The organism is Microlunatus spumicola (genome assembly GCF_039536445.1).
GTDB lineage: Bacteria > Actinomycetota > Actinomycetes > Propionibacteriales > Propionibacteriaceae > Microlunatus > Microlunatus spumicola.
Genome location: NZ_BAAAYR010000008.1, coordinates 59,620 through 65,012, shown reverse-complemented (window position 1 = coordinate 65,012; position 5,393 = coordinate 59,620). Strand labels below are relative to the sequence as shown.

The window sequence follows — 5,393 nt, the reverse complement described above, 5'->3', positions numbered from 1 at the left end:
TGAGACCCAACTGGGTCAATCAATTTCAATCTCAAAGGAACCACACCCGACCAGAACAACCCTCCGAAAGGAGAGCAGCCTCGCCGAGCACGGGTTCGATAGTGCTATTTGGCATTGACTTTTAAGCACGCTGTTGAGTTCTCAAACTTCGCTCGCACACTGCACGGACCGTTTCCAGGCCGCTTGGGGCAACTCGATAAACACTACCCGGTCTTTCCCAGCGGATCAAATCCGCCTTTCCAGACCCCCACCGGAGACATCCCAGCACCGGATCACAGTGGGCTCGACAAGAGCGCGCACCAATCCGGTCCATCCTTGGCCCAGTGGGTCCCACCCGGTTCCGGCCGAGTCATCCGGCTGGCCCGAAGGCCACCCTCTTGCTCGTCCGCTGCCCCGGGGGGCGAAAAAGAACATTACGCCCAGGTGACAGCCTGGTCAACTCGGGGGGACGTGCCCGTCCTCACACCCGTCCTCCGGGCCCTCGGCCTTCGGTCCGGGGACCAGTGCTGGTAGAGCAACGCAGGTCAGTCCGCACAGGCTACGAGCTCCCACCTCAGCACTCCCGCACTCCGGCACTCCGGCACTCCCGCACTCCGTCACTCCCGCACTCCGTCACCTCATCCGAGCCTGGGCGAGGCGGGGCCGGCGATGCTGCGACCCACCTCACTCACGCGCACCCCAGGCTCAGCAACGACCGCCGTTGCCCTGGGGAGCTCGTCTGCTTACCGAGTCGCCGTCCCCCGAGGGCGGGTACGGGCGCTTCGTGCTCCCCCGCCCGGCCGACCGACGCTGCCCTCGCGCGCCAGGAGCCGTCGGACTTCCGCTGGTCGCCTCGCGGGGACCGATGCCCCCGGAGGTGGCGAAGGGACCGGTGCAGACGTGCTCGCGTCAGCGATAGGGCGTCGCGGATCGCTGGTGGTACCGATGTCTCGGAAGGACCGCGCGATCACGGGCGTGGGCAACGGTGGCCAGCGACGGGATGGGTCAGAGAACCAGGGACCGCCTGACGCAGTGCGCACCGCACGAGCTGCCGCATCACGGGGTGCGGCGCCTTGGCCCTGCGGCGCACGCGGGCGTACCCGGGTGACGTCGCAGGCGTGACCACGTCACCACGCTCGGACCTCATCGTGGAGAGCAGCGGCGGAGAGGGCCGCGCCTCAAGTGAGGGAGTGCGGGAGTGACGGAGTGCGGGAGTGCGGGAGTGACGGAGTGCGGGAGTGACGGAGTGCGGGAGTGACGGAGTGCGGGAGTGACGGAGTGCGGGAGTGACGGAGTGACGGGACCTTCGCCACCCGGCTCAGCGGCAGACAGGCCTCGGCGATAGAAGGCGCTCAGGCGTGCGCGGGAGGACGAGCCGACCTCGGACTCGCGTCTGCCGGTGCGGCGGTCCGCACGACACCACGCAGAGGCGTGGACGGCACTTCCACGCCTGCGGCGTCGACTCCTCGGCAGCTTGCGAAGACGGCCGGGGCCATGCCTTCCCCTCGGTGCGCTCGCTGTTCAACACCTGCGGCGTACAAAGGTCCGCCAAGCCGGTCAGACGGTGCGGCTGACCACCGTGTCGCAGAGCTCCTCGAGGGAGGTACGGGCCGGGCCGCTGGGGAGGCCTTCGAGCAGGAGACGAGCGGCTTCCGCGCGACGCCGGACGTCGGCGCGGGCCTCCTCGATGCTGCGGTGCCGGCGCAGGAGGCTGAGCGCCTCGGAGAGGTCGGCGTCAGACGTCAGGTCGGAGTCGAGCAGGGTCAGGAGCCTCGCGTCCGCCGGGTCCGTCGACGTACGGGCGAGCAGGGTGGGCAGGGTCGGGATGCCTTCGCGCAGGTCGGTGCCCGGCGTCTTGCCCGTCTCGTCGCTCGTGATGTCGATGATGTCGTCGCTCAGCTGGAAGATCACGCCGATCTGCTCACCGAACTCGGCCATGATCTGCTGCTGGGCCGGTGTGGCCCCCGCGAGCTTGGCCCCGAACAGCGCGGACGTCGCGATCAGCGAGCCCGTCTTGTCGGCGACCACCTTCAGGTAGTGGCTCAACCGGTCCTGCCCGGCGGCGGGGCCGACGGTCTCGGCGATCTGGCCCTGGACGAGCCGCGCGAAGGTGCGCGCCTGGAGGCGTACGAACTCGGGACCCAGGTCGGCGACGAGGTCGGACGCGCGGGCGAAGAGCAGGTCACCGACGAGGATGGCGACGGTGTTGCCCCAGCGGGCGTTCGGGCTCACCGTCCCCCGCCGCAGGCCGGCCTCGTCCATGACGTCGTCGTGGTAGAGGCTCGCGACGTGGGTCAGCTCGACGACCACGGCCGCCCGCTCGACGTCGGCGTCGACCGCGGCGGGCCCGAGGTGCGAGCCGAGCACGACGAGCAGCGGGCGGAAGCGCTTGCCCCCGGCGAGGATCACGTGCTGGGCGGCCTCGCGGACCATCGCGGTGTCGGCGTCGGCGGCCTGGAGCAGCGCCACCTCGACGCGGTCGAGCTGGTCACGGACGCTCGCCTCGAAGACCGGGTCAAGCGTCTGACTGGCGAGCACGTCACTCCTTCACGGGCCCCACGTCATCTACGGGCGCAACCCAAGGGTATCGGCTGACCCAACGCCGATCAGCGGACGAATTCGCCCGCCTGCTGCGCCAGGGTCAGCAGCGGTCCGGGGTAGATGCCGAACACCACCGTGGCGGCCACACCGACGCCCACGGCGAGCAGCGTCGTCCAGCCGGGCCGGACGACCACCGTCGAGCTCGTGGTGCCGACCTCCGGGTCGGTGAAGAACATCATGACGATCACGCGGATGTAGAAGAAGGCCGCGACGACGCTGATCACGACGGCGACGACGACGAGCCAGTGCAGCCCGCCGCTCCACGCCGCGGCGAACACGGACCACTTGCCGATGAACCCGCTGGTGAGCGGGATCCCGGCGAAGCTCAGCAGGAACACCGAGAAGACGACGGCCGCCAGGGGCGAGCGCCGACCGAGACCGACCCAGCTCGTGAGCTGCGTCGCCTCACCGGTGGAGTCGCGCACCATCGTGACGAGCGCGAAGGCGCCGATCGTGGCGGCGCCGTACGCGACCAGGTAGAACATCACGGACGAGACGCTGGTCAGCGAACCTTCGCGGGCGCCGGTCACGGCCTGCGAGGCCCCCACGAACGCGGTCAGGATGAAGCCCGCGTGGGCGATCGAGCTGTACGCGAGCATCCGCTTCACGTCGGTCTGGGTGATCGCGAGGATCGAGCCGACGGCCATGGTCGCGACGGCCACGACGGCCATCAGCGGCTGCCAGTCCCAGCGGTCCGCACCGAGACCCACGTAGAAGACGCGCATCAGCGCGCCGATCGCCGCGATCTTGGTGCACGAGGCCATGAAGGCCGTGACCGGCGTGGGCGCGCCCGTGTAGACGTCCGGCGTCCAGGAGTGGAACGGCACCGCCCCGAACTTGAAGAGCAGGCCCACGGCGATCAGGCCCATGCCGGCCAGCAGCAGCCCGGTCCCCTGCGGGCCGGCTCCGGTGACGCCGTTGCGGATCGCGTCGTCGATCCCCGACAGCAGGAACGAGCCCGAGTAGCCGTAGAGCAGCGCCATCCCGTAGAGGAAGAAGGCCGACGACAGCGCGCCGAGCAGGAAGTACTTGAGGGCCGCCTCCTGGGAGAGCAGCCGGCGCCGACGGGCCAGCCCGCACAGCAGGTAGAGAGGCAGCGACAGGATCTCCAGCGCCACGAACATGGTGATCAGGTCGTTCGCGGCGGGGAAGAGCATCATCCCGGACAGCGCGAAGAGGGCCAGCGGGAGCACCTCGGTGTGCTCGCGGCGGTCCTCGATCGCCTCACGCTCGTCGGCGGTGCCGGGCACGGCCGCGGCCATCGGCGCGAAGGCGCTGACGCCCGCGGTCACCTTGCGCTCGGCGAACATGCCGAACGAGACCGCGCCGAACACCAGCAGGATCGTCCAGATGAACGACGTCGGCCCGTCAACGGCGACCGACGCGACGCCGACGACCACGTCGCCCCCGGCCGACCAGTTGAGCAGCGTGACGACGAGGGCCACGGCCACCGCCAGGAACGCGATCAGGATCTGGGCCGACCGGCGCAGGTCGCGCGGGACGACGGCCTCGGCGAGCACGCCGACGCACGCGGCGGCGAAGATGACGATGAACGGCAGCAGCAGCGCGTAGCCGATCGTCGGTGCGGCGATGGTGCCCATCAGTGGTCATCTCCAGGAGTTGGTCGACGATCTGCGCCGTTCAGGTGCGTACCTGTCGGCGCGGTGCGACGCCCGGTACCGCCGGGCAGAGCACAGGGTGAAGGGATTGCCCTACCGGGCGTACCACGACCGAGGAGAACGCCGCGAGGTGCGTGCCTGGGCGGAGCAGATCCCGACCAGCTCCTGGAGGTGGCCACTATCGAGCTCCTTCCACGAGGGGGGCGGGGTCGCTGACGCCCACCGAGGTCTGGAGCAGGGCGGTCGACGGCTCGATGAGCGCGAGCACCGGCTTCGGGTAGACGCCGAGCACGAGGATGAGCAGGACGAGCGGTGCGATGGCGAGGCGTTCGCGGGCGGTGACGTCGGTGACCGTTGCGGCCACGGCCGGGGTGACCGGCCCGGTCATCGTCCGCTGGTACGTCACGAGGATGTAGAGCGCCGCCAGCACGATGGCCAGGGTCGCGGCGCCCGCGTACACGGGGTGCTTGCCGAAGGTGCCGGCCAGCACCATGAACTCCGAGACGAAGCTCGAGAGGCCCGGCAGGGACAGCGTCGACAGGCCGGAGAAGAGGAGCAGGCCGGCGGCGACGGGTGCCACCTTCTGGACCCCGCCGAAGTCGGCGATGTCGGCCGAGCCCCGGCGCTTGACCAGGTAGCCCGCGACGAGGAACAGCGCCGCGGTCGAGAGCCCGTGGTTGAGCATGTAGAACGTCGAGCCGGTCAGCGTCTGCCGGGTGAGGACGAAGATGCCGAGCACGATGAAGCCGAAGTGGCTGATCGACGTGTAGGCGACGAAGCGCATCAGGTTCTTGGAGCCGATGGCCAGGATCGCGCCGTAGATGATCGACAGCACCGCGAGCACGATCACCACCGGGGTGGCCCACTGGCTCGCCTCCGGGAACAGGCCGAGGCAGAACCGGATCATCCCGAAGGTGCCGATCTTGTCCATGACCCCGACCATCATCGTGGCGCCGCCGGGGCTGGACTGCTCGGCCGCGTCGGGCAGCCAGGTGTGCAGCGGGACGAGCGGCGCCTTGATCGCGAAGGCGAACATGAACCCGATGAACAGCCAGCGCTCCTCCCCGGTGCCGAGGGTGAGCCCGCTCAGGTCGGACAGCAGGTAGCTCGGCGTGCCGGCGTCGGCCGAGGCCACGTAGAGGCCGATGACCGAGGCGAGCATGACGAACCCGCCGAGAAGCCCGAAGATCAGGA

General features: G+C 69.7%; 3 protein-coding genes. All 3 read right to left on the bottom strand.

The window, feature by feature from the left end; translation table 11 throughout:
- Positions 1-1,536: 1,536 nt before the first annotated feature.
- Complete coding sequence (locus ABD665_RS21615; RefSeq protein WP_344743110.1) at positions 1,537-2,517, bottom strand: polyprenyl synthetase family protein; 981 nt, start codon at positions 2,515-2,517, stop codon at positions 1,537-1,539.
- A 68-nt stretch (positions 2,518-2,585) separates the two neighbouring features.
- Complete coding sequence (gene nuoN / locus ABD665_RS21610) at positions 2,586-4,181, bottom strand: NADH-quinone oxidoreductase subunit NuoN (RefSeq protein WP_204911008.1); 1,596 nt, start codon at positions 4,179-4,181, stop codon at positions 2,586-2,588.
- Between the two features lie 196 nt (positions 4,182-4,377).
- Positions 4,378-5,393: NADH-quinone oxidoreductase subunit M (locus ABD665_RS21605; RefSeq protein ID WP_344743107.1), on the bottom strand; the 1,016-nt coding region annotated here is incomplete at its 5' end.